At 71.9% G+C, this 24,048-nt stretch carries 20 protein-coding genes; 12 read left to right on the top strand and 8 right to left on the bottom strand.

Annotated features, from left to right (window positions below; translation table 11 throughout):
• The first annotated feature begins 73 nt into the window (after nucleotides 1-73).
• Nucleotides 74-1,075, top strand: a complete 1,002-nt coding sequence (locus tag AZE13_RS11715; protein WP_066929874.1) for an ABC transporter substrate-binding protein — start codon at nucleotides 74-76, stop codon at nucleotides 1,073-1,075.
• Nucleotides 1,075-3,132, top strand: coding sequence for an iron ABC transporter permease (locus AZE13_RS11710; protein WP_079123912.1), 2,058 nt, complete (start codon nucleotides 1,075-1,077; stop codon nucleotides 3,130-3,132). Before AZE13_RS11715 ends, AZE13_RS11710 begins: the two co-directional genes overlap by 1 nt.
• A 21-nt stretch (nucleotides 3,133-3,153) precedes the next feature.
• On the opposite strand, the gene AZE13_RS11705 is transcribed toward AZE13_RS11710, so the two are convergent.
• A complete protein-coding gene (locus AZE13_RS11705) occupies nucleotides 3,154-4,692 on the bottom strand; it encodes an MFS transporter (protein WP_147264644.1) in 1,539 nt (512 codons plus the stop codon).
• Nucleotides 4,693-4,890: 198 nt separating this feature from the next.
• Here AZE13_RS11705 and AZE13_RS11700 point away from each other — a divergent pair, with 198 nt between their 5' ends.
• From AZE13_RS11700 to AZE13_RS11675, 6 genes are all read left to right on the top strand, one after another.
• Nucleotides 4,891-6,702 carry an IucA/IucC family protein gene (locus AZE13_RS11700; RefSeq protein ID WP_066929870.1) on the top strand — a complete coding sequence of 604 codons (1,812 nt, stop codon included), beginning with the start codon at nucleotides 4,891-4,893 and terminating at the stop codon, nucleotides 6,700-6,702.
• A gap of 12 nt (nucleotides 6,703-6,714) precedes the next feature.
• A complete protein-coding gene (locus AZE13_RS11695) occupies nucleotides 6,715-8,256 on the top strand; it encodes a pyridoxal phosphate-dependent decarboxylase family protein (RefSeq protein WP_066929868.1) in 1,542 nt (513 codons plus the stop codon).
• Nucleotides 8,253-10,106: an IucA/IucC family protein gene (locus tag AZE13_RS11690; RefSeq protein ID WP_079123911.1), complete on the top strand. Its 1,854-nt coding sequence runs from the start codon at nucleotides 8,253-8,255 to the stop codon at nucleotides 10,104-10,106. The genes AZE13_RS11695 and AZE13_RS11690 overlap by 4 nt, the downstream gene beginning before the upstream one ends.
• Nucleotides 10,103-10,732: a GNAT family N-acetyltransferase gene (locus AZE13_RS11685; RefSeq protein WP_079123910.1), complete on the top strand. Its 630-nt coding sequence runs from the start codon at nucleotides 10,103-10,105 to the stop codon at nucleotides 10,730-10,732. The genes AZE13_RS11690 and AZE13_RS11685 overlap by 4 nt, the downstream gene beginning before the upstream one ends.
• Entirely contained in the window at nucleotides 10,729-12,078 is a 1,350-nt protein-coding gene (locus AZE13_RS11680; protein WP_066929866.1) for a lysine N(6)-hydroxylase/L-ornithine N(5)-oxygenase family protein, read from the top strand. Before AZE13_RS11685 ends, AZE13_RS11680 begins: the two co-directional genes overlap by 4 nt.
• A 203-nt stretch (nucleotides 12,079-12,281) precedes the next feature.
• Nucleotides 12,282-12,548, top strand: coding sequence for a hypothetical protein (locus AZE13_RS11675; RefSeq protein WP_258527748.1), 267 nt, complete (start codon nucleotides 12,282-12,284; stop codon nucleotides 12,546-12,548).
• Between the two features lie 119 nt (nucleotides 12,549-12,667).
• Here AZE13_RS11675 and AZE13_RS11670 read toward each other — a convergent pair whose 3' ends face one another.
• From AZE13_RS11670 to AZE13_RS11660, 3 genes are all read right to left on the bottom strand, one after another.
• On the bottom strand, nucleotides 12,668-13,186 hold the full coding sequence (locus AZE13_RS11670) for a cupin domain-containing protein (RefSeq protein WP_066930618.1): 519 nt from the start codon (nucleotides 13,184-13,186) through the stop codon (nucleotides 12,668-12,670).
• A gap of 187 nt (nucleotides 13,187-13,373) precedes the next feature.
• Entirely contained in the window at nucleotides 13,374-13,952 is a 579-nt protein-coding gene (cyaB, locus tag AZE13_RS11665) for a class IV adenylate cyclase (protein WP_066929862.1), read from the bottom strand.
• Between the two features lie 15 nt (nucleotides 13,953-13,967).
• Complete coding sequence (locus tag AZE13_RS11660; RefSeq protein WP_066929860.1) at nucleotides 13,968-14,819, bottom strand: helix-turn-helix domain-containing protein; 852 nt, start codon at nucleotides 14,817-14,819, stop codon at nucleotides 13,968-13,970.
• 265 nt (nucleotides 14,820-15,084) lie between these two features.
• On the opposite strand from AZE13_RS11660, the gene AZE13_RS11655 reads away from it, so the two are divergent.
• The 3 genes from AZE13_RS11655 to AZE13_RS11645 are packed head-to-tail and all read left to right on the top strand — an operon-like array spanning nucleotide 15,085 to nucleotide 15,778.
• Entirely contained in the window at nucleotides 15,085-15,291 is a 207-nt protein-coding gene (locus AZE13_RS11655; protein WP_066929858.1) for a hypothetical protein, read from the top strand.
• Nucleotides 15,288-15,533, top strand: coding sequence for a hypothetical protein (locus tag AZE13_RS11650; RefSeq protein ID WP_066929856.1), 246 nt, complete (start codon nucleotides 15,288-15,290; stop codon nucleotides 15,531-15,533). Before AZE13_RS11655 ends, AZE13_RS11650 begins: the two co-directional genes overlap by 4 nt.
• Nucleotides 15,530-15,778 (top strand): hypothetical protein, encoded by a 249-nt coding sequence (locus tag AZE13_RS11645; protein ID WP_066929854.1) that lies wholly within the window; start codon nucleotides 15,530-15,532, stop codon nucleotides 15,776-15,778. Before AZE13_RS11650 ends, AZE13_RS11645 begins: the two co-directional genes overlap by 4 nt.
• 64 nt (nucleotides 15,779-15,842) lie before the next feature.
• Here AZE13_RS11645 and AZE13_RS11640 read toward each other — a convergent pair whose 3' ends face one another.
• Both AZE13_RS11640 and AZE13_RS11635 read right to left on the bottom strand, forming a co-directional pair.
• Entirely contained in the window at nucleotides 15,843-18,482 is a 2,640-nt protein-coding gene (locus tag AZE13_RS11640) for a SpoIIE family protein phosphatase (RefSeq protein ID WP_066929852.1), read from the bottom strand.
• Nucleotides 18,483-18,730: 248 nt separating this feature from the next.
• Nucleotides 18,731-18,952, bottom strand: coding sequence for a hypothetical protein (locus tag AZE13_RS11635; RefSeq protein ID WP_066929850.1), 222 nt, complete (start codon nucleotides 18,950-18,952; stop codon nucleotides 18,731-18,733).
• A gap of 154 nt (nucleotides 18,953-19,106) precedes the next feature.
• Here AZE13_RS11635 and AZE13_RS11630 point away from each other — a divergent pair, with 154 nt between their 5' ends.
• Nucleotides 19,107-19,940 carry a TetR/AcrR family transcriptional regulator gene (locus AZE13_RS11630; RefSeq protein ID WP_258527747.1) on the top strand — a complete coding sequence of 278 codons (834 nt, stop codon included), beginning with the start codon at nucleotides 19,107-19,109 and terminating at the stop codon, nucleotides 19,938-19,940.
• Here AZE13_RS11630 and AZE13_RS11625 read toward each other — a convergent pair.
• Both AZE13_RS11625 and AZE13_RS11620 read right to left on the bottom strand, forming a co-directional pair.
• The gene (locus AZE13_RS11625; protein WP_181690323.1) at nucleotides 19,916-21,103 is read right to left on the bottom strand and encodes an acyltransferase family protein; all 1,188 of its coding nucleotides are present in this window, start codon (nucleotides 21,101-21,103) and stop codon (nucleotides 19,916-19,918) included. The genes AZE13_RS11630 and AZE13_RS11625 overlap by 25 nt on opposite strands.
• Nucleotides 21,100-23,490, bottom strand: a complete 2,391-nt coding sequence (locus AZE13_RS11620) for a glycosyltransferase (protein ID WP_066929846.1) — start codon at nucleotides 23,488-23,490, stop codon at nucleotides 21,100-21,102. Before AZE13_RS11620 ends, AZE13_RS11625 begins: the two co-directional genes overlap by 4 nt.
• Between the last annotated feature and the right edge of the window lie 558 nt (nucleotides 23,491-24,048).

The raw sequence follows: 24,048 nt of genomic DNA, 5'->3' as shown, positions 1-24,048 counted from the left end.
CGTACGTGGCAACCCCCCATGCGTCATGCGTCGTTCGTCATTCACTTCACCGGTACGAAGGAGACATCGCACTATGCAGAAACTGCTGCGCGCTCTCGCCACGGGCGGCACCGCCGTGGCGCTCATGCTGACCGCGGCCGGCTGCGGGTCCGGGACGGTCGGGGAGACAGCGGAGAAGACCGGACGGACAGGGGGGAACACCGGCGGCAGCGGCAAGATCACCGTCGAGACCGCGCGCGGGCAGGTCGCCCTGGACAAGCCGGCGAAGAAGGTGGTCACCCTGGAGTGGACGTACACCGAGGAACTGGTCGCGCTCGGTGTCACGCCGGTCGGCAACGCCGACAGCAAGGGTTACGGCACCTGGATCACCGCGAAGGGCGCCGGCCTGCCGAAGGACGTCACCGACGTGGGTGACCGCAACGAGCCGAGCCTGGAGAAGATCAGGGCGCTCAAGCCCGACCTCATCGTGGTCGACGACGACCGGTCGAAGGCGAACCTCAAACCGCTGAAGGACATCGCCCCGGTGTTGTCGTTCAAGTACACCACCCAGCCTCAGCTGGCGACGATGAAGAAGAACTTCACCGAGCTGGGGAAGGCGGTGGGCAAGGAGGACCAGGCCGCCGAGGTCCTCGGGAGGATCGACGCCAAGGCCGCGGACCTGAAGCAGCGGCTGGCGAAGGCCGGCAAGGCGGGGCTGAAGTACGCGGTCGCCCAGGGGTTCACCGCCAACGGCACGGCCTCGATCCGGATGCTGGCCGATGACGCGTACACCGCGCAGGTCCTCAACCTGGCGGGGCTGAAGAACGGGTGGCGGGGCAAGCCCGACGCCTGGGGCATGACCACGGTCGGGGTCGAGGGCCTGACCAAGGTCGAGCCGGACGCGACCTTCCTGTACGTCGCGGCCGAGAAGGACAACCCGTTCACCGGCGACCTCGCCGGCAACGCGGTGTGGAAGGGCCTGAGTTTCGTCAAGAAGGACCGGGCCCTGCCGCTCGACCCCGGCACCTGGCTCTTCGGCGGCCCGCTGTCGGCGGTCCAGGTCCTCGACGAGACCGGCAAGGCCCTGAAGGTCTGATGACCGCCTCCACCGATCTTCTCCGGCGCCGCCCACGGGCCCTGCTCGTGGGCGGCGCCCTGTCGCTCGTGCTGTTCCTGGTCGGGGTGGTCCACCTCGGTCTCGGTGCCTCCGGGGTCGGGGTCGGGGACATCCTGGACCTGTTCACCGGCCATGGCGACCCCCATACCGCGGACGTCCTGCTCGGCGCGCGGCTGCCGCGTACTCTCACCGGGCTGGTCGTCGGTGTCGCGCTCGGGGTCTCCGGGACGCTCATCCAGGGGGCGACCCGCAATCCGCTGGCGGCTCCCGACACACTGGGGGTGAACGCCGGCGCGTATGTCGCCGTGGTGCTGGTGGCGTTCACCGGTGTGAGCCTGGGCCCGGTCCCCGCCGGAGGCGCGGCGTTCCTGGGCGGGCTCCTCGCGATCGCTCTGGTCTATCTGCTGAGCAGCGGCGGGGTGCTGACTCCCGGCCGGGTCCTGCTGGCCGGGGCGACGGTCGCGCTGGCGTGTACGTCGGCGGCCGAGTTCCTGCAGATGCTCGATGTGCAGGCGACCCGTGGGCTGTTCTTCTGGGGCAACGGCACGCTGATGCAGTCCGGTCTGACGCGGCCGCTCACCCTGGGGGCCGTCATCGCCGCCGGTGCGCTGCTCGCCCCGCTGCTGGCCCGTCCGCTGGATCTGATGGCGCTCGGGGACGAGACGGCCGAGTCCATGGGCGTACGGGTGGAACGCATCCGGCCCGCGGCGTTCCTGGTCGCGGTGCTGCTGTCGGCGTCGGCGGTCTCGCTCGCCGGGCCGATCGGCTTCGTCGGACTGATCGCTCCGGTGACGGTGCGGATGCTGGGTGTCCGCGGGCACGCGGCGCTGCTGCCGACGGCGGCGCTGCTGTCGGCCACTCTCGTGCTCGCCGCGGACGCGGCCGCGCAGCTGACCCTGCCGCCGTCGGCCGGGTACGCGGAGATTCCGGTCGGGGTCGTCACCGCCCTGATGGGCGGGCCGGTGTTCATGGCGCTCGCCCGCCGGGTGAGCACCGGAGACGCCGACACGGGGGCGGCGGTCGTGGTCGCCGAGCAGCGCCGCGGGCCCGTCTACGCCGTCGCGCTGGGCGTCGGGCTGCTCGCCCTCGTGGTGGCGGTCGCGGTGGGGCTGCGGATCGGCGACGTCCGGATCGGCTGGGAGCAGCTCGGTGCGTCGCTGCTCGGTTCGGGCGAGGAGATGACCGATGCGGTGGTGTCGTACCGGCTGCCGCGCATCCTGGTGGCGGCGGTGGCGGGCGGCTGCCTGGCGGTGGCCGGGACGGCGGTGCAGGCGGTGGTGCGCAATCCGCTGGCCGAGCCGAGTTTCGTGGGGGTGACCGGCGGTGCGTCGGTGGCCGCGACGCTCGTCATCCTCGTCGTTCCGTCGGCTCCGCTGGTCGCTCTGCCGATCGCCGCGGGCATCGGCGGCGTGGTGATGCTGGGCCTGGTGGTTCTGGTGGCCAGGGGGACCAGGGGCGGGGGCCGTACCGGCCTCGACCCGACCCGGGTGGTCCTGGTCGGCCTCGGTGCGCACGCCACGACGATGGCGCTGGTGCACATCATGGTGGTCGGGGCGCAGATGAACATCTCCGCCGCGCTGACCTGGCTGGCCGGCAGTACCTACGCCCGTGACTTGTCGGCACTGGGCTGGCTGGCCCTGCCGGTGGCGGTCGCGGTGCTGCTGGTGGTGGCGGCCCGGCCGGTGAACATGCTGCCGCTCGGTGACGAACTGCCCCGCGCCCTCGGTCTGGAACTGGGCCGCGCCCGGCTGCTCGTCCTCGGTGCGGGCGCCGTCCTGGCGGCCGGGACCGCGGCGGCGGTCGGCGCGGTGGGCTTCGTCGGGCTGGTCGCCCCGCACCTGGCCCGCCGGATCGTCGGCAACAGTACGGGACGGATGGTGCCGATGGCCGCGGTGCTGGGTGCCGTACTGGTCGTCGCCTCGGATGCGCTGGGCCGCTGGCTGCTGGCGCCGACGGAGATTCCCGTGGGCATTGTGACCGCCCTGGTCGGTGCTCCGTACCTGGTGTGGCTGCTGCGGCGGACCCGGGACGTCTGAGTCCCCTGCCCGGGCCGCGCCTCAGGGCGTCCGGGCGGTGCGGGGCAACGGGCGGCCGGCGGCCTCGGTGACGGGGCCGGCCGCGGCCCTGAGGGTGCGGGCGAGGAGCACGCCCAGCAGGCATACGGCGGCGGAGGCCAGGCAGACCGCGGTGAAGGCGCCGGAGAAGGCCGACCGGGCGAGCGGCTGGAGTGCAGGGGCGACGAGGTCGAAGCGCCCGGTCTCGACGGCGGGGCGCAGGGGTGCCGCGGCGCCGAGACCGGCCCCGAGCCGGGCGGAGAACAGGGCTCCGAAGACGGCGACACCGGTCGCGGTGCCGAGCGGGTAGCAGGCGTTGGTCAGCCCCGAGGCCATCCCGGCCCGGCCGGCGGGGACCGCGCCCACCGCCACGCCCATCAGCGGCGGGAAGATGACGGCCCCTCCGATGCCGAGCAGGACGAGGCCGGTGACCGTCGCGGCCTGGCCGGCGCCCTCCCCCATGGCTTCCAGGGCGACAGGGGTCCCCCCGCCGGCGACGGCCAGGGCGAGCATCCCCAGCCCCTGGAGGGCGAAGCCGCCGGCGACGAGCGCGTCGGGGGCGAAGACTTTCTGGAGCCGGCTGACGCACAGGCCGGCCAGCAGCAGACTGCCGGTCAGCGGCAGGAGGCGGAGCCCGGCTTCGAGTGCGGAGTAGCCGTAGGCGCTCCGGAGCCACAGGGTGAGGAAGGCGAGCGCGCCCAGGCCCGACATCCGGGCGAGGAAGCCCAGGACCGCGGCGCCCGAGAAGGCGCGGACCCGCAGGAGTGTCAGGTCGATCAGTCCGTCGCCACGCCGCTGACTGACCACCAGGGCCGCGGTGAGGGCGAGGCCGGCGGCCGCCGGGCCCAGCACCTCCGGTGCCGTCCAGCCCGCTTCCGGGCCGGTGACCAGCGGATAGTGCAGGGCCAGGAGGGCGCCGACGCCGAGTACCGCACCGAGCGGATCGAGGCGGCGGGTGGCGGCCGGTTCCTCGTCGGAGGACGCAGGCATACGGGCCAGCGCACCGGCCACGACGAGGACCCCGATCGGCACGTTGACCAGGAATATCCACCGCCACCCCAGCACCTGCACGAACAGCCCGCCGAGCACCGGGCCCAGTGCCCCGGCGGCGGAGGCGATGGCCGCGAAGGCGGCTATCGCGGCCCGGCGGCGGGCGCCTTCGTAGGCGGCGGCGATCAGGGCGAGGGTGGGGGCGAACACCATGGCGCCGCCCAGGCCTTGGGCGGCCCGGCAGATGATGAGCGTGCCCGTGTCGGGGGCAAGGCCACATCCGGCCGACGCGACGGTGAACAGCGCCATTCCGGCCATGAACACGGTCCGCCGGCCGATGCGGTCGGAGAGCGCCCCCGCGGTGAGCAGCAGCGCGCCGAACGCCAGGGAATATGCCGAGACGGTCCACTGCACCCGGTCGAGTCCGGCCGCCAGATCCCGGGCGATGTCGGGGAGCGCGACATTCACCACCGTCACGTCCAGGGTCATCACCACGCCTCCGGCGCTGACCAGGGCGAAGGTCCATCGGGGAGTGCGACGGCCGGGTGCCACCACGGATCACCTCGAACGGGAGTCCTAAAAAGGCGCAGGTTTGGGTAGCCTAACCTAAATCAAAAAGTAACGGAATGTCATGCGGTAGCTATGGCCGGAAGTTGGGGTTGTGGCTTAGGTGAGGCTTACCTAATCTGGCTCGCGCTTGACCCCCACGGGTCCGAGCGCGGTGTTCCAGACAGACATCGGAGCTGCCTGATGCCCATTCCCCCCGACCACCCCGTGCCCGCTCTGCCCGATGTGACCCCCGCGGCCTGGCGGGAAGCCAACCGCGTCCTTCTCGCCAAAGCGATCGGCGAGTGGTGCTTCGAGGACATGCTCACAGCGGTCGAAACCGATGACGGCGGCTACCGCCTCGACCTCGACAGCGGCACCACCTACGCGTTCCGCGCCACCCCCGGCGCGTTCGGCGCACTGCGGGTCGATCCGCGGTCGATCACCCGCACCGCCACCAGCATGCTCGGCAACGAAGTGGCCGAACCCGCCTGGGACGCCCAGCAGTTCCTCCTCGAAGCGGCCTCCACCCTCGGCAGCGACCCGTCGACGATCGCCACGTACTTCACCGAGATCTCGGCCACGCTCGCCGTCGACGCCGCACGCCTCACCCACGGCGGCGAGACGGTGGCCGAGCTGCGCGCACTCGGCCACACCGAGTTGGAGTGCCGGATGACGGGACACAACCTGCTGGTCGCCAACAAGGGGCGGATCGGCTTCTCGGCCACCGACGTACGGAGCTACGCCCCCGAGTCGGCACAGCCGGTGCGGCTCCGGTGGCTGGCCGTGCACCGCGGCCTCGCCGAGTTCCGCGGCACCTCGGAACTGTCCGAACGAGACGTCCTGACACGGGAGTTGGACGAGACCACCAGGGCGCGCTTCACCGCCGTCCTGGAAGGCGCCGGGGCCGACCCGCACGCCTACGTCTGGATGCCCGCGCACCCCTGGCAGTGGGACCACGCCGTCCAGGTACTGCACGCGGCGGACGTGGCACAGCGGCGCATCATCCCGCTGGGCGACAGCCCGGACACCTACCTGCCGGGCCAGTCCATCCGCACCATGGCCAATGTCACCACCCCCGATCGCTACGACGTCAAACTCCCGCTGAAGATCCTCAACACCCTTGTCTGGCGCGGTATTCCGCCGCACTGCACCATGGGCGCGCCCGTCGTCACCCAGTGGCTGCGCGGCCTGGTGGAGCGCGACGCGTTCCTGACCGACGAGTGCCGCACCGTGTTCCTGGGCGAGGTCGCCTCGGTGACCGTGCGGCACCCCTACCTCTCCGCGCTCGCCGACGCGCCGTACCAGCACCTGGAGACCCTCGGCTGCATCTGGCGCCAGTCGGTGACGGCCCGCCAGGACCCGGACGAGCGGGTCCGTACCTTCGCCGCACTCCTGCACACCGACCGCGCCGGTGACGCGTTCGTCGCCGAACTCGTCCGCGCGTCAGGGCTCGACGCCCCGGAATGGCTGCGCCGGCTCTTCGACACCCTGCTCGTCCCGCTGCTGCACGTGCTCTACCGCTACGGCGTCACCTTCAACCCGCACGGGCAGAACACCCTGATCGGCTACGACGAGAACGACATACCGGTCCGCCTCTACCTGAAGGACTTCGTCGACGACGTCTGTGTGTCCTTCACGGACGTGCCCGAACGCGGGCCCGAACCGGACGGACACGACCACGTCCTGCCCCGCAAGCACCCGTCGATCATCCGCCAGCATGTGATGGACCAGGTGTTCGTCGGCCACTTCCGCTACCTCGCACCGCTCTGCGCCGAACAGCTGGGCGTACCGGAGACGACGTTCTGGCACCTGGTCCGGCAGACGATCCTCGGGTTCCAGAAGCGGTTCCCCGAACTGTCGGAGCGGTTCGTGGAGTACGACCTGCTCACCCCGCTGATACCCCGGTACGGCCTGAACCGCGACCGGATCGTGGTCACCCGGTACACCGACCGCGCCCTGCGGCACGCGCTGTACCCGAACGGCACCCACCCCAACCCGCTGGCAGAAGGCTGAGGAGGCCAGGGCGTGACACCGCTCACCGAGGTATCCCCCGTCCCGTCCCGCTTCCCCCCGTCCCTGCTGGCCGCTTCCCGAGAGGGCCTCGCCGAGGTCTCCGCCGCGCTCGCCGAAGCGGTCGACACCGCGTCACACGCCCGCCGCCCGGCCGGACCGATACCGGCGGGCACCCCGTCCGACGTCCTCGCCGCGGCGGCCGAGGCGCTGGGACCGGCCCAGCTGCCCGCCGAGGGCCTCGGCACCAAGGCCGCGCTCCAGCTGCTGACCACCGTGCTGGTCGAGCACGGCATCGATCTGTCCCACCCCCGGGCCGCCGCCCATCTCCAGCCGCCGTCGCTGGCGGTCGCCGTGGCCGCCGACGCCCTGGCGAACGCCGGCAACGCCTCCCTGGACACCTACGACTCCAGCGCGTCGGCCCTCGCCGTCGAACGCTGGCTGATCGCCGTACTGATCCGGCTGGCCGGGCTGGGGGAACGCGCCGACGGTGTGCTCACCCCCGGCGGCTCCCTGTCCAACCTGCTGGGACTGCTGCTCGCCAGGGACGCCGCCGCCCTCCGGCGGGGGGTCAACGCGCGGGAGGCCGGGGTCGCGGCCCTGCCGGGGCCGGTGGTGTTCTGCTCCGAACTGGCCCACTTCTCGGTGCACCGCGCCTGCGCCGCGCTCGGACTCGGCGAAGCCGCCGTGCGTCCGCTGCCCGTCGACGAGCACCGGCGCCTGCGGCCGGCGGCGCTGTCCGCCGCCCTGGCCGCGCTGGGCCCCGACCGGACCCCGCTCGCGGTGATCGCCACCGCCGGCACCACGGACTTCGGCTCCGTCGATCCGCTGCCCGAGATCGCCGAAATCGCCGCCGGACACGGCATCTGGCTGCACGTGGACGCCGCCTACGGGTTCGGCGCCCTCTTCTCCCCCCGGCTGGCCGGTCGCCTGGCCGGTCTGGAGCTCGCCGACTCGGTCACCCTCGACCTGCACAAACTCGGCTGGCAGCCCGCCGCCACCAGCGTGCTGCTGGTCTCCGACACCACCGCCTTCGCCGCCCTCGACCGCCAGGTCGCCTACCTCAATCCGACCGACGACGCCGAAGCCGGCTATGACGGTCTGCTCGGCCGCAGCCTGCAGACCACCCGCCGCGCGGACGCGGTGAAGGCCGCCGCGACCCTGCTGGCACATGGCCGCGCCGGCCTGGGCCGGATGGTCGACGCCTGCCATGACCTCGCCCGCCACGCCGAACGGCGCATCCTCGCCGAACCCGAGCTGGAACTGGTCTCCCCGGCCGAGCTCACCACCGTCGTTTTCCGCTACCGCGGAACCGGCCGCCCGGACTCCGCCGACGACCTCAACGGCGCCCTGCGCCGGCGGCTCCTGGAGTCCGGCAGCGCCCTCATCGGACGTACCGACGCCCGGACCGCCGGGCCCGGCTCCCCCACCCGGGTCTGCCTGAAGTTCACCCTCCTCAACCCCACCGCCACCACCGAGGACATCGACGGCCTCGTGGACACCGTCCTCGAAACCGGCCGCACCTGTGCACGTCTCACCGAGGAGAGCGCAGCATGAGCCCGACCACCGCCGCCGCTTCCGTCCCCGCCCTCTCCCCTTCCTCCGCTCCCGCCGCCACGGGCGCCCCCGCCGACCCGCTGCACCGCCTCGACGCCCGGGCCGCCTCCGAACACGCCCATATCGAGGCGCTGTTGCGCTGCTGGCTGCGCGAGACCGGCACCCCGGTCACCCCCGGCCCGCTGCGGATCGAGCTGCCCACCGCCGGACTCGCTCTCGTCACCGAGGTCACCCACCGTTCACCGACCGACTGGCACCGGTTCGCCCCCACCCGGCTGGAGGGCCCCGGCGGCCCGCTGGGCGAGACCGCCGACCCCGTGACGGCGGTCGCCCTGCTCGCCACGGAGGCGGCGGTACGCGGCGGCAGCCTTCCCGGCGGCCCGGGCGGCCCGGGCGGCCCCGGCGGCGTACCGGCCGGTGAGGTGGCCGACCTGGTCGAGCGCACCGCCGAATCCGTCCGCCGGGTCGCGGCGTTCCTCGCCGACCGCCGTACGCACCCGCAGCCGCCGCCCGAGGTGGACGGCTTCCTCGACGCCGAACAGGCCCTGCTCCTGGGCCACTTGCACCACCCCGCTCCCAAGAGCCGGGACGGCGTCTCGGCACCCGACGCCGCCGCCTTCTCCCCCGAGCTACGGGGTTCCTTCCGGCTGCACTGGTTCGCCGCCGACCCGTCGGTGGTCTCGCACGACGCGGTGGCCGGCGCCCCGTCCCTGGCCGGCCGGGACACCGTCGCCCTCCTCGCCGGCCTCGCCGGACACTCCCGGGACGACGGCCGGGTGCTGGTCCCCGCACACCCCTGGCAGGCCCGGGACCTGCCGCACCGCCCCCGTATCGCCGCCCTGATCGCCTCCGGCGCGCTGGAACCCCTCGGTGAGCTGGGCCCCGAGTGGTGGCCGACCTCCAGCCTGCGCACGGTGTACCGGCCGGACGCGGAGGTGATGCTGAAACTCTCCCTCGGCCTGCGGCTGACCAACTCCCGGCGCGAGTCCACCCGTACCGAACTGCTCCGCGGCCTGGAGATCAACCGCCTGCTCGACGCCGGGTACGCGGACCGCACCTTCCGGGCCCACCCCGGCTTCGCCGTCACCCGCGATCCCGCCTGGCTGGCGGTGGACGAGCCGGGCCGCGCCGAGGGACCGGAGGTGACCGGTCTCGACGTCGCGGTGCGCGAAGTCCCGCCGGGCATCGGCGGCCTGCGCTGCCTGGTCGGTCTGGTGGCCCCGCGGCCCGGCCTCGGCCGCAGCGCGCTGGGCGAGCTGGTGGCCCGGCTCGGTACCGGCGCCGCCGAGCGGTGGACGGCCGACTACACCGACCAGGTGCTGGTGCCGATGCTGCACCTGTACGCCGCCACCGGCATCGGGCTGGAGGCCCACCAGCAGAACACCCTGGTACGGCTGGACGCGCAGGGCCAGGTGACCGGCGCCGCCTTCCGCGACAACCAGGGCTACTACCTGGCCGCCTCCCACCTGCCCGGTCTGCTCAAGCACCTCGGCGCCGGCTCCTCCACGCTGGCCCTGGCGGACGACGCCGTCGTCGACGACCGGCTCTCCTACTACCTGCTGCGCAACCAGGCCCTCGCGGTCGTCGGCTGCCTCGCCGTCGACGGCCTCGCGGACGAACGGGATCTGCTCACGGTACTCGCCGGCCGGCTGCGGGCGGCCCTCCCCGCGCTCGCCGAGGCCGGCCCCGACGGCGACCGGCTGGCCCGCCGCTGGCTGACGGCCGGCACCCTGCCGTGCAAGGGCAACCTGCTCACCCGGCTGCATGGAATCGACGAGGTCCTCGCCCCTGTCGACGCCCAGTCCGTCTACCTCGACGCGCCCAACCCGCTCCGGGAGGCCGCCGTATGACGTCACTTCCGTCGACGCCGCCGGACGCGGACGAGCCGGACGAGCCGCGCGAGCCGGACGGCGGCGGCACCGTCCCCGGCCCCCCGCTCCCCCTGCTGGGGGCGCCGTGGTCGGTACGCGTGGCCCGTGCCGAGGGCGACGACATCGACCTGGTGCACGGCTGGATGCGCTCCCCGCACATCGACGCCTTCTGGCACCAGGCCTGGCCCCGCGAGCGCTGGGCCGAGGAGCTGGCCGGGCACCTGTCCGGGGACACCGTCCTGCCCTGCCTGGTCCACCTCGCCGGGCGGCCCCTCGCCTACATCGAGGTGTACCGCGTCCTGCGCGACCGGATCGCCGGGCACTACCCGTACCACCCGCACGACCTGGGCGTGCACATCGCCATCGGCGAGCCGAGCGACACCGGCAAGGGCCTGGGCCGGTCCCTGCTGCGCGCCCTCGCCGAGGGGCTGCTGGCCGCCGACCCGGCGTGCGTCCGGGTGGTCGCCGAGCCGGACGTCGACAACGCCCCCTCGCTCAGGGCGTTCTCCGCCGCCGCATTCCGCCTCGCCGGAAAGATCACCTTCCCCGAGAAGACCGCCGCCCTCCTCATCCACCCGCGCTCGGAGAAGGACCTCCCCCAATGACCCACACCGTCCCGGAACCTGCGGACCATGCGCAACAAACGGAACATGACGTGGTGGCCATCGGCTGCGGCCCCTTCAACCTGGGACTGGCCGCCCTGGCCTCCACCGTCGACGGCCTCGACCTCGTGGTACTGGAGGAGCAGCCCGAACTGACCTGGCACCGCGGCATGATGTTCGGCGATGCCTCGATGCAGGTGAACTTCCTCGCCGACCTCGTCACCCTCGTCGCCCCCAGCCACCCCCTGTCGTTCCTCGCCTACCTCCACGACATGGACCGGCTCTACACCTTCACCGTGCGCGAGAACTTCTTCCCCTCCCGCCGCGAGTACGAGGACTACCTGCGCTGGGCGGCCGCGAAACTGCCGTCGGTCCGCTTCTCGCACCGCGTCGACGAGGTCCACTGGGACGCCGCGGCCGAACGCTTCAGCGTGTCCACCGTCCGCGGCGACGGCACCCGCCGGCGCTTGCTCGCCCGCCACCTCGTCCTCGGCATCGGCACCACCCCGCACGTCCCCGAAGCCCTGGCCGCCCTGCCGCCGCAACACCTCCTCCACACCTCCGACTACCTCTACCGCACCCCGGACGTGGCGGACGCCGGAAAGATCACCGTGGTCGGCTCCGGCCAGTCGGGAGCCGAGGTCGCGGTCGACCTCCTGAACCGCAATCTCGACGGCGGCCCGGCGGTCAGCTGGCTGACCCGTACCACGTCCTTCGCACCGCTGGACTACACCAGACTGGTCCTGGAGATGACCACCCCGGCGTATATGCAGTACTTCCACTCCCTGCCCGAGGAGGCGCGCGACCGGCTCGTCTCCGAGCAGTGGCAGTTCTACAAGGGAATCTCCACCGACACCCTCGACGAGATCCATGAACTGCTCTACCGCCGACAGCTGGAACACGGCCTGGCCGAGGTGGAGTTGCGCTTCGGCATCACCGTGGAGTCCGCCGCCACGACCCCCTCCGGACAAGTGGCCCTGACCTGCCGCCACCGCGACACGGACCAGACCTTCGAGCACACCACCGACCTCGTGGTGGCCGCGACCGGCTACCGCAACCGCCCGCCGGCCTTCCTGCACCCCCTCGATGACCTGATCCGACGCGACCGCCACGGCCGCCCCCTGGTACGCCTCGACCACTCCCTCGAGTTCACCGAGGAGCTCGGCCTCACCGGCCGCATTTTCGTCGCCAACGCCGAGATCCACGCCCATGGCGTCTCCGCCCCGAACCTGGACATCGGCGCGGTACGCAACGCCACCATCCTCAACGCCATCACCGGCCGCGAAACGTACCGCCTCCCCAAACGCAGCGCCTTCACCACCTTCGAGGCCCCACGCCAGACGTCATAACCGGGTAACCGACACTGCGGGCCCGCCGAGGGCGACTCGCGGGCATGCGGCGGCCACCGTCAGGCACGAATTCCCGGCGCCAAGATCCGTTCGTATACGGTTGCTGCCTGGCACCAGCGACCCCCAACGGGTCGGTTCCATCAGGCATTTGAAGAGGAAGATCCATGATTCGCCGCATTTCCACCATTACTGTGTCCGCAGCCATGGCCGGAGGCCTCCTGCTCGCGGCCGTCCCCGCGCAGGCCGCCACCGTCGCCGACCAGGCGACCATCTCGGTCCGCGGCGCCATCACCTGCGACGAAGGCAAGATGCACAAGCAGATCGCCGACCTTAGGGACAAGGCCTTCGATCTCGACCGCCAGGGCAAGAAGGCCGCCGCCAAGCGCGCCCGCGCCAAGGCGGACGCGCTCGCGAAGAAGCTCAAGCAGTGCCAGGACGCGGACGAGAACAACCCGGGCCCGATCGGCTGACCCGACTCAGCATGACGCCCTCGTTCCGGCAGCTGGCTTACTGGAACGAGGGCGGCCGGCCCGCACTTCAGAGCTCGACGCCCTTCACCCCTGCACCGCTTCTCGCCCAGGTCGGCGAACTACTCCGCCTCAGACGGGAAGTCTTCGAGGAAGTAGCTGTCGTGCCGGATGCGGAACTGCTTGAGTTCCTCGCCACCACGCTGCGCCATCTCCGCGACGTGTTCGAAGTATTCCTCGCGTGGGGCGCCTGGGGAGAAGAGCATGAGCATGGACATGGGCTCGTCGGTCACGTTTTTGAAGGCGTGCAGACCGCCGACCGGTACGTACAGGAAGTCGCCCTCGCGGCCCGTGACCCACTTATCGCCGTTGTAGAGCTCCAGTTCGCCGGAGAGGATATAGAAGGACTCCGACATCGCCTTGTGGAAGTGGGTCTTGGCGCCGGCGGACCGCGCACCCAACTCCACCTTGTACAGCCCGAATTCGCCACCCGTCGACTCATTGGTGGCGAGGTAATGAGTAGAGGAGCCGGGTGAGGAGATGTCCGGCGGTGTATCGGCCGAGCGGAAAACCGCGTTCACTTCACCCTCGTTGCCATGGTAACGAGGCTCCGGGTACTCAAGGTCTTCCAGATACGACATGATGCGCTCCTCTTGGCAGGTCTCCACCAGCATGGTGACTCCCGCCTCCAGGAGGCGGCATCAGCCTCGCGGATGATCTTGCGCCGGCCGGGACTGAGGGCCGGGGACCTAGTACTGCAGTGCCAGGGCCTGTGTCGGTGGGCAGCCGGGTGTCCTCCCCCTTGGGCAGGGTACTGATTCGAGGGGCTCATGCAGGCGGGGTTACTCCCGCACCACGGGAACGGCCTACGGCGACTGTGTAGAGCTCTGTCGTGAAGTCGTCTTCCTGGATGCCGAGTTCCGCCATGACAGATCGGAGACCATGGAGCGCCGCAGAGAGTTCCTGCTCTTCCGGAACCATGGTCTCGACTTCCAAGAAGGTTCCTTCGATCTCCGGGACTTGAACCAGGGTGGCAAGCAAGCTGCGCCCATGAGAATTGAACTCATAGTTTCGGCATCGCTTCTGGAAGGCGATTGCCGGAACGAACCCGAGTCCCCGCAGCATGGCGTGAACGGCCTCCGGGTTTTCCACACATGTTTCGTGTTCCGGTTTCGAGCCGGACTCCGGATCGATTCGTGCACCCTTGTAGGTGAGAACGGAACGCGTCGAATCCGGCCCGTGGATCGTGCGGACCCTCAATTCTTGGTCCTGTGCGTCGAGACTCCCCGACGGGGCGTCGTAGTAGGTGTCCTGATAGACCTCGACTCGCCCCTCTGCCCTTCGGTCGAGCAGCTCCATGACGTACTCGGGGTTGTGTACACGTGCTTTCAGCTCCGCCTCGATCAACGCACGATCCTCCGCTCAGACGGTACGGATTCCTGTTTCGACCATGGATGCGAACATTCGCTGAAACCCTCGATACAACGGACCGTGCGGCGTCTCCATGACCTTGTAGGTAGCCGATTCGTGCCCTTCCCAACCAACATCGAAGGCGGAGACGAACATAGTGCCGTCCAGCCTGATAATGCGCCACGTTGGATGCATTCTGTACCGGTACACCTGAAGGTCACAGACGTTCGACAGCTCACGCAATCGAGCCTCGGCCAGCATGACGCCTCCGGTGAGCGATGCGGCCGATTCCCCGATTTCTGCCGCACGCACGGCGAGGACGGGCGATTCAGGGTCGAGCAGCAGCACGCGAGCCCGTGGCGTCCGGTGCCCTTCTGGCCGAGTGAGAGACGAGCGAAGCAGGGAATCTTTCAGCCCGATAAGGCCGAGTCCTCGCACAGCGAGAACATCCAATTCATGTGCTGATACGGCCAGTTGACGGATGTCCTCGGATGCGGCGGCCTGGGTGGCATACACCCGGACGACCTCCGGGAATGCGGCCAGGTCGAACGCGCGCTCGCCACTGCGCGAGTCGCGTGCAGACGCAAGGCCGAGCAAGTGCCGGGCGTCATCCGGCATGTTCAGCCCGTCCGCGACGCGCTCGAATACGTCAAGGCGCGTGATCTCTCGGCGTCCGTTGATGACCTCGTTCACCCGTGCCTGCGTCATGGCTACGGCGGTAGCGATCCTGGCCTGACTCGCTCCGCCATATTGCTGGACGTGGCGGAACACTGCGCCCATGTCGCGCTCCCGTAAGGCTTCGCGGACTTCGGCCCTCTGCCAGGCCCACTCGGGCAGTTCGATCGGTACGAGTGCCGTCGGCATGATCCTCCCCCGGTATCGCGGTGGGATGGAGAGTCATCCCACGGTGAGATTACCGCCCGGATATGAGGTCCATGCCGTCCTGCCCTGAATCCTGACCAGATGAGTAGGACAGCCCCCCGCGACCGTGGCGACGGCCCGAGGGCGTGGCCATCAACCCCATGGAGGTTGACAACATGCGCAAACACGGCGCGTGGATCTTCGAACTGCTGTTGCGGGTGTTGCTGCCCGCCCGTGGGCGCCACCGGTCGGTGGAGGTGGGAGCCTGATGCCGCGCAACTGCCGCCCCGCCCATCTGAAGGACCCCCTGCCATTGCCGGAGCCCCTGCCGGTTGCGGGGTGCGACGTCTGCGGGGCTCTGGCCCGGCAGCGCGCCGAGGCGTACACCGCCGGGGACAAATCCAGGGTGATCGACTGCAACATCGAGCTGCGCCGCCACCCCCACCCGCGCACCTTGAAGGCGGCACGGTCATGAGCGCGGGCGCGTGGTCCCGGCTGCGGGACCAGGTCGAGCAAGCGTGGAACCGGCACGTGAGACACCGGGAGTTGTACCGGCATCTTGACCGGAGGCGGGCGGAGATCGAGGCCCGTAACGCGTGGCTGGATGAGCTGGCCGAAGAGGAACTGGCGGAGATGCTGCGTGGCCTCAACGAGTGCCTCGACGCCATGCGGGCTGCGGGCGGCGACGTCCCGGACCGTCCGGAGGGCACGCCATGAGGGCGCGGTACCGGTTCCTGGAATGGACGCTGTCGGCCGTGCCGGGCATGGTTGTGCGACACCTCGGTAAGTGCCTGACCTGCGCTGAGCAATCGGTAGATACCGCCGATGCCTCCGACGCACAGACGTGGTGCCTCAAGCGCGCGGGCGCCACCCGGCACAGCGTCTACGAGCTGTCGGCGTTCCAGTACTTCGACGCCACCCTCACCGCCCCGGCGGCGGCCGGATCCCCGCCGACAGCGTAGGACCAGGGCGGGGCCGCCGCGGCACGTCTTCCGGCCGCCCCGCCCGCCCTGCTGACCCACGGCTCTACAGCGTCCGGCCCAGGGTCTGTTCGGCCCAGATGATTTTGCCGTCGGGGGTGTAGCGGGTGCCCCAGCGCTGGGTGAGCTGGGAGACGAGGAAGAGGCCGCGGCCGCCTTCGTCCTCGTCGGCGGCGTAGCGCAGGTGTGGGGAGGTGCTGCTGGTGTCGGAGACCTCGCAGATCAGGGTGCGGACGTACAGGAGGCGTACCTGGATCGGGCCGGTGGCATAGCGGATGGCGTTGGTGATCAGCTCGCTGAGGACGAGCTCGGTGGTGAAGGCCATGTCGTCCAGGCCCCAGCGCGTCAGTTGCCGGGAGAGGTCCGCCCGCGCGTCGGCCACGGCCGCCGGGTCGGAGGGGACCTCCCACTCCGCGATGCGGTCGGACGGGAGCAGGCGGGTGCGGGCGACGAGCAGGGCGATGTCATCGCGCTGGCGGTCCGGGAGCAGGGCGCCGAGGACAGCCTCGCAGGTCTCCTGCGGGGTGCGCCCGGGGTGGGCCAGTGTGGAGGCGAGCGTGCGCATCCCCGTGTCGATGTCCCGGTCGCGGTCCTCGACGAGGCCGTCGGTGTACAGGACGATGCTGCTGCCCTCGGGCAGGGGCACCTCCAGGGCTTCGAAGGGCAGGCCGCCGAGCCCGAGCGGCGGTCCGGCGGGGAGTTCGGGGAACTCCACGGTGCCGTCGGGGCGGACCAGTGCCGGGAGGAGGTGGCCGGCGCGGGAGAGGCTGCACACCCCGGTGGCGGGGTCGTAGATCGCGTACAGGCAGGTGGCGCCGGCGAGGACGGCGGCCTCCTCGTTCACCGCCGCCGCCTCCTGGTCGATGCGGTTGACCAACTCGTCGAGGAAGCTGAGGAGTTCGTCGGGCGGCAGGTCGAGGGTGGAGAAGTTCTGCACGGCGGTGCGCAGCCGGCCCATGGTGGCGGCGGCGTGCAGCCCGTGGCCGACCACGTCGCCGATGACCAGGGCGACGCGGGCGCCGGGCAGCGGGATGACGTCGAACCAGTCACCGCCCACCCCGGTCTGGGCGGGCAGGTAGCGGTGGGCGACGTCGAGCGCGCTCTGTTCGGGCAGGCCGCGCGGGAGCAGGCTGTGCTGGAGGGTGACGGCCATGGCGTGCTCGCGGGTGTAGCGGCGCGCGTTGTCGATGCAGACGGCGGCCCGGGCGCCCATCTCCTCGGCCAGGGACACGTCCCCCTCCTCGAAGGGGGGTCTCTCCCGGGTGCGCCAGAAGTTGGCCACGCCCAGGAGGACGCCGCGCGCCTGGAGGGGGACGGTGATGAGGGACCGGCAGCCGTGCGTCTCCACCAGGTGGAAGCGCTCGGGGTCCTGGGCCCGCCAGTCGTCGTCCGCCGTCAGGTCGCTGACCAGCACGGACCGTCCGGTGACGAAGCCCCTGGCCATCGGGGTGGGCGGGGGGTAGGTGTGGACCTCGTCCACCCGGTACAGGGGGTGATCGTCGCGGATGCCGGAGAGGGCCACCCGGCGCAGCTCCGGTGCCTCGCGGTAGGAGCCCGCCGGCGGCTCCCCGCCGCTCAGGACGGGTTCGGAGAGGTCGACGGTGACGTAGTCGGCGAACCAGACGGCGGCGACCTGGGTCAGTTCCTCGGCGGTGCGCTGCACGTCGAGGGTGGTGCCGATCCCCATGCTCGCCTCGTACAGCAGCCGCAGCCGGCTCTGGGCGGCCTCGGCCTTGCCCGCGAGGGCGAGCAGTTCGGTGGAGTCCCGCAGGGTGGCCACGCTGCCGGGCGGGCCGCCCCGGCGGTCCGTGGGCCGGTTGTTCACGGCCAGCAGGCGGTCCCCGACCGGCATCACCTCGTCGGTGGCCACCCGGCCGGAGATCAGCAGATCGGCCATCCGGGGGGAGAGCCCGAGGTCGGTGACGCGGCGGCCCTCCGCGTCCGTCGCCAGGCCGAGGAGCCGCCGCGCCTCGTCGTTCGCCAGCACGACCCGCCCGTCCGCGTCGGCGATGAGCACCCCCTCGCGCACGGCGTGCAGCACCGCGTCATGGTGCTCGTACATGCGGGTCATCTCGGCCGGGCCGAGCCCGTGGGTCTGCCGGCGCAGCCGTCTGACCGCCAGTGCCGTACCCGCCGTGGCCAGGGCGAGCGCGGCGGCGCCGGTGGCGAGGACGACCGGGAGCTGGCGGTCGACCGCGCTGCTGACCTGGGAGACCTTCACGCCGGACGACACCAGGGCCACCACCGAGCCCTTGGCGTCCCGGACCGGGACGACCGCCTGGACCTCGTTCCCCAGCGGGCCGCGGACGCTCTCGATGGTGACGCGCCCGTCGAGCGAGGGCTCGATGGTGCCGATGAAGTGCCGCCCGATCTCTTCGGGCCGGGGGTGGGTGTAGCGGATGCCGTCCCGGTTCATGACGACGATGAAGTCGACGCCGGCCGCCTCGCGCGCGGCCTCGGTCAGCGGCTGGAGCACCGCGCTGGGATCCGGCCCGCGCAGGACGTCCACCAGGCCGGGGCTGTGGGCGAAGGTCTCGGCCGCGGCGAGCGAGCGGGCCCGCGCGCCCTCGAACCGGTCGCTGCGGGACTGGAGGAGCAGGGTGGTCACCGCGGCCACGACCAGCAGCACCACGATCAGGATCTGCAGGACGAACATCTGGCCGGCGACGCTGCGGCCGCCCGCCATTGCGCGCAGGCGCCGCGCTGAGGGCTGCGGCGAGCCGTCACCCCGCTCACGCCGGTTGCTGCGGCCCGGGCGCCGACCGGTGAACCAGCGCCCCGAAAGTGGCCACGGGAAGCGGCCGGGAATTCGGGCCATACCCCATATGTACCCTGCGCCACTGTCCGTCCGATACGCACCACGCCGGGTTTCGCATGACCATACGACGGGCTCGCGGCCCGGGGCGGCCCGGGCGTCGTGACGGCGCCGGAGCGTCAGTTCCGCCGGCCCAGCGCCTTGGCGCGGGTGTGTGACCAGCCGGTCAGCAGCACGCCGACGGCCACGAGCAGTGCATGGGCGCCCAGGGCGACCCCGAAGCCGCCGCCGAGCCAGCCGAGGACCCCGGTGTCGTCGTGGTCGAAGAGCAGCCGGACCGCCCCCTGGGCGAAGAACACCATCACGACCGCGCCGATGATCTGCAGGACGTCGTACTTCACTGGTCCCCCTTCTTGCTTCATGGTCTCTCACCGGGACGTTACGAACGTATCATTGGGGAGTCGCCAAAATCGGCGGAGTACTGCCGGAAATTCTATTTACGTCACACAATTTCAGGTGCCGGAAAGGGGAAATGTGCGTGACGAAAAGGAGCGTGTGAGCGGTCCCGTGTGCCGGATGTGCCGGGCCGCCCTCACCCCCGCGGGGCGCGGCCGGCCGGCGCTCTACTGCTCGCGCGGCTGCCAGGCCAGGGCCTACCGGCGGCGCAAGCAGGCACCTCCCCCGGCGGCCGGGCGGCCGGCGGCGGTGAGCGGTGCCCAGGCCCGCCGGCGCCGGCAGATCGCCGAGGCGCTGTGGCGGATCGCCGCCGAACGGGGGCTGCACGCGGCCAGCCTGCGGGAGGTGGCGGCGGAGGCCGGGGTGTCGCTGCGAGCGGTGCAGTACCACTTCGAGAACAAGCATCAGCTGCTGATCGGCGCGCTGCACCTGCTCCACGAGGAGAACGAGCGGATCGCCCGCTCCCGTATCACCTACGACCCCGCGGATCCGCGCGCCCTGCTGCGCGCCGTGCTGGACGAGTTCCTCCCGCTGGACGCCCAACGCACCACCGCGCTCCGGGTGTTCGCGGCCTACTACGCCCGGAGCCTGACCGACCCCGCGCTCGCCGAGGTCTTCCTCCCCGCCGAGCAGCCCCTGGAGCGGATGGTGGCGGCGCTGATCGGAGCGGCGCAGGCGGCCGGGCGGACCGCGCCGGGCCTCGATGCCCGGCACGAGGCCGATCTCCTGGTCGCGGCGGCGGTGGGACTGGGCGGCGATGTACTGCACGGGCGCCGCGGGCTGGACGACGTACGGCGCACCCTGGACTACCACCTGGACAAGATCTTCGCCGGGGATCCGGTGCGCACGGCACGGGTCCCCGGCGAAGGCGGTCGGGCCGCCGCCGACGGTCAGGGGGCGGCGGACGGTCAGCGGGCGGCGGGCTCCGGATAGAACTCGCGCGGCCGGCCGCGGCTGTCCCTGAGCCGGCCGAGCAGACCGGCCGGGTATTCGAGGAGCCAGTAGCTCACCGCCGCCACGGGCAGCGCCACCAGGTACACGATCAGCAGCGCGTACGGGAATCCCGACGGGCCGGCGGGGAGCAGCCCGGCCTGGTACAGCTGACGCATCACCGGCTCGTGCCAGATGAAGAGGCTGTAGCTGACCAGGCCGACGGCGGTCAGCCGACGGGCCGTCAGCACCCGCTGCAGGGCGTTCGTCCGTCGTATGTGGACGGTGCTGAAGACCAGCACCGTCCAGAGGGCGGAGGCGATCGGGTGGTAGAAGGTGGCGGTGAAGCTCTCCGGCCCGGAGTGCAGGGCGAGCGCCAGCAGCCCGGCCAGCGCGAGGGCGGCCAACGGCAGCGCGCCGCGCGGGCCGAGGCGCCCCCGGTCCCCGAGCGCGGCCGTCGCCACGGCCAGTCCCATCCCGGCCGCGAAGCCCCCGAAGCGGGCCTGTGGGCCGAAGTAGGCCACCCAGTCGGTGTGCGGTACGCCGAGCCCGTAGCGGGCGACCGCGATCCAGGCGAGCGGTGCCGCGAACAGCAGCGCACAGCCCGCCGCGCACGCCGCCACCCGGCTGCCCCGCCGCTGCAGCGGGCGGCAGGCCCGGACCGCCGGCGGCCCCAGCCCCACCAGCACGAGGTAGAACAGCACCTCCAGCGAGAGCGACCAGGTCGGACCGATGGTGTAGAAGATCCGCTGCTGGTCGAAGACATGGGTGAAGGTGAGGTGCTCGACCAGGTCCCGCCAGTTGCCCGGCAGGGTCGGATTGCGGCTCGCCCAGACGACCAGGACGGCCACGACGTACAGCGGCAGGATCCGGATCGCCCGCCGGAAGAGGAACAGCCGGGCGGGCCGGACCGGGCGGCCGTCGAGGGCGGCCCGCGCGTACGGCAGCGTCAGCAGATACGCGGACAGCACGAAGAACAGGTCGATGACCTCCAGGGAGAGGACCGCGCCGAGCAGCGGATCGTCGACCGGCGGGTGGCTGCCCCGTGCGTCGTGGCGGGTGTACTGCTGCCAGACGTGGAAGGCGACGGTGCTCAGCGCGGCCAGGGCCCGCAGGCCGTCGATGGCGGTGGCCCGGCCGGGGGCCGGTGCCGTTTCCGTGCTCATCGGCGGGCCACCGCCTTCGTGGCGGCCCGGGGGGTGACCCGCCACTGCCGGTCGCCCAACGCCTCCTTCAGATGGGCCTGCCGGGCCACCATGTTCTTGAAGTGGCTGTAGAAGACGGTCGACACGACGAAGTACGACCAGAACCACCGGCGCCGCGCGCGGAGTTCGGGGACCGCCAGCCGCCAGGCGAAGAGCGCCTGTACGGGCCCGGCCGCGAGGGTGACGAGCAGGGCCAGGACGCACACCGGCACCGCCCAGTCGAGGTGCTGCGGACCGCCCGCCTTCCAGACCGAGTACAGCAGGGTGGGCAGGATCTGCAGGGTCAGCCACGGCTGCACCTCGCGCCAGCCCAGCAGGACGAACAGGCCCAGCTTCTGACGGGCCGTGAAGACCGGCGACCGCAGTCCCGGCCACAGGTGCTTGAGCGAGACCTGCAGCCAGCCCTGTGCCCAGCGGGAGCGCTGGTTCCACAGCGCCTTCAGCGTGGTGGGCGCCAGCTCGCGCGAGATGAGGGTGCGGTCGACGGCGAACCGGGCGCCCTCGGCCAGGGCGCGCAGGGTGGAGTCGATGTCCTCGGTGAGCATCGAGCCGTGCATCCGGGTGCGGGCGAGCAGGTCCGTGCGCCAGAAGCCGTTCGAACCGCCGAAGACGCCGAAGCCGTAGAGCCGGGTCCGGCCGGGGTGGCTGACCGCGTAGATCGCCTCGAACTCCACCGCCACCAGCTCGGCCACCCGGGAGCTCTCGCCGTTGCGTATCACGCAGTGGCCCTGGACCACGTCGTAGCCGTTGGACAGCCAGTGCCAGGCGTGCTGGAAGGCGGTGGGGGCGGGGTGGTGGTCGGCGTCGAAGATGCCGACGAACTCGCCGCGGACGCGGGTGACCGCGGCGTTGATGTTCTGCGCCTTGGACGTGGAGCCGGTGACCGGCATCAGGACCAGCCGCGGGTCGCGGGCGGCGATCTCGCGGAGGGTCTCCTCGACCGGCAGCGGGTGCGGCGTGTTGTACGCCAGCACGATCTCCAGCTCGCCCGGGTAGTCGAGGCGGAGGAAGGACTCGACGGTGTCGACGATGGTCGCGGCCTCATTGGGCAGGTACGCGGCGATCACGGCACTGGCCGGCGGGTAGGGCGCGCCGGGCCGCTCGGGCCGGGCTGCCGCATCGAGGGAGAACAGGCACTCCAGCACGATCAGTACGGCGGACAGCACCAGCCCGGCGACCACCACCCAGTACATCGCCGCCCCCAGGTCCCAGCCCAGCGCGTACGCCTGCTGGTACAGCACGAACGGGACGCCGACCCCGAGCAGCAGGGCCAGCACCGGCGAGAGCGCCGAGAGGACGGGGCGGATCAGCGTGCCGAGCGGCGGGCGCCGGTGGCGGTGCGGTGCGCCGCGCATCCAGGGCGCGTACCTGACCGGCCGCAGGTCCCGGTGCCGGAGCGCCTCCTGGACGGCGTCCCGGGCCTGGTCGGCGGCCTGGGCGGCGTCGGTGCAGCCGGTCAGCGGCAGCCAGCCGATCGCCGGGGTGAGGCGGACGTTCTCGTCCGCGACGACGAACCGGGTGCCGGCCACGGCCGCGGCGAACTTCTCCAGGCCGCGGCGGGCGGTCTCCTCGTCGACGCCGGGCAGCAGCATCAGCAGGCGGCCGTCGTCGTCCCAGCCGAGCCGGTCGCAGACGTTGCCGAGCACTTCGGCCACCCCGGCCAGCCGCTCGGCGACCTCCCGGCGGATCCGCTGCCCGAGCCGGGCCTCCAGGGCGGCCATCTCGGCCACCCCGACCACGGCGACGGCCCCGCCGTGCCGGGCGGCTTCGGGGCGCCGCAGCTCGCGGCCGAGCTCGTCCAGGAAGTGCGACCGGGAGTAGAGCCCGGTACGCGGATCGCGCGGCAGGCTCTCGACCGGTACGGGGATCCGGCGGAGCTTGGCCTCGATACGGGCGGACAGCTCGGCCGGGTCGGCGGCCTCGGGTACGCAGTCGTCGGCCCCGTGGCGCAGCAGGTCCACCACACCGGCGGGCTCCGGCGCCGGGGTGACCACGAGCAGCGGCAGCGCCCGACCGGCGGGGGCGGTGCGCACCTCCTGGACGAGGCCGAGGCCGCCGTCGTGGGGTGCGCCGGGCGCGGGGTGGGCGTCGAGGGCGACGATGGCGTCGGGGCGGGTCTGCCCCATGCGCCGGCCGATCTCGCCGGGCGGGGCGTGGCTCACCTCGTGGCCGGTGGCGCGCAGGGTCCGGACGAGCCGCTCCAGGCGCGGCCCCGGCGCACCGGCGACGAGCACATGGCCGCCGCCGGTGCGGAGGCGGCCGGGCGGGCTGTCGGGGAGGGGGTGGTCCGTGGTGTCGAGCAGGGCCGTGGGGGAGCCCTGGGCAGGGTCGTGGTGCGAAGTGACCACCTGGGAAGGTCCTTTCGTACGGGGAGACATGCGAAAGCGGATCCGGACGCCGCACAGGGGGCGCTTCCGGACCGTCGGGCGAGCGGTCGGCTGTCAGTTACATGACAGGCAACAGACCGTCACGGTCGCTCTCGATGTCCGTCTCTCCGCAGGACGGACGACGGCGCACGGGCGCGGGGGCGGTAACACGGGCGCCAAGTCGTGGAACGCACAACGGCGTTCCCGCACAGTTCGCATAGGAAGAGGTCCCATCCTGATCGGATCGTGGGGGTGGACCGAATGCCGGGTGCCGGCTCTCCCGTCCGACGGGATGGCCGGCAACACCACCCTCGACGACCTCTGTGACACCACACCTTCATCGGCGTAACGCTCTCATTACGGGGAACCATCCGAACCTTCCCGCACCACCCTGGGCGGCCGGTTCTGACGACCGGGCCCAGGGCCTGTCCGATGGGTCCGCGTGGGCCCATCGGACCGGCCCTGGCAGGGCCCGAAATACCGTTTTGAGCAGGGGCTTTGTGCGCTGTGGCGGGACCGCGACAACAGGCGGGGCCCGGC

This window comes from Streptomyces sp. NBRC 110611 (assembly GCF_001590865.1).
In the GTDB taxonomy this organism is placed as follows: domain Bacteria; phylum Actinomycetota; class Actinomycetes; order Streptomycetales; family Streptomycetaceae; genus Streptomyces.
This window is presented reverse-complemented; position numbering and strand designations above follow the sequence as displayed.